The organism is Ferrovum sp. (assembly GCF_027317285.1).
Lineage (GTDB): Bacteria > Pseudomonadota > Gammaproteobacteria > Burkholderiales > Ferrovaceae > Ferrovum.
Genome location: NZ_DAHVHV010000145.1, coordinates 1 through 664 on the forward strand (window position 1 = coordinate 1; position 664 = coordinate 664).

At 51.7% G+C, this 664-nt stretch carries 1 protein-coding gene; it reads left to right on the forward strand.

The window, feature by feature from the left end:
- Positions 1–311 precede the first annotated feature (311 nt).
- Positions 312–664, forward strand: a 353-nt coding sequence (locus M6F29_RS12000; RefSeq protein WP_298160237.1) for a restriction endonuclease, incomplete at its 3' end; no start/stop codon positions are given.

Here is a 664-nt window from a genome sequence, read left to right on the forward strand (position 1 = left end):
TTAAAGAATCCAAAACGGATGCTCTTCCAGAGGTGCGTTTTGCGATTGATCGAAATTAACCTTGAATTGCTCGGGCCCAGTTAGACATTTCAGCCATTTGCATTTCCTATTCCAGTCCGCCTGCTTCGGCGATCTCGATCAAGGTTGGAATATTGGAAAATCCCAACAATATTGTAACTTCCCAGTAGAGGAACCTTTTTCTTTCCGGCCACTCGCTCTACAGCCACAAGCGTCCATGATTCCATCCAGAGGCACCAAAATTGAAAATTGTAGAGTAGGATGGTGGTTTTGCGTTTTTCGAGGATTGCCTTGTGTCTGCACTGTCTTCCCTGCTGGATGCCTACCACCAGATTGCCCAGACCCAGCGCGAGAAGGGGACCTACTTTGAAGACCTGATCCTCTGTTACCTCAAGAACGAACCCAAATACCGCGACCTGTACGAAAGCGCCTGGACCTACTCCGACTGGGCCCGATTGCAGGGGATCAACGCGCAGGATGCCGGGATCGACCTGGTGGCCGAGGTTCGGGGAACCGGGGAATTCCACGCCATCCAGTGCAAGTTGTACGCCCCGGATTATGTCCTGCGCAAGGAAGACATCGACAGTTTCATGACGGCTTCGGGTAAAATCGCTTTTACCCACCGCCTGATCTTCAGCACCTGCCT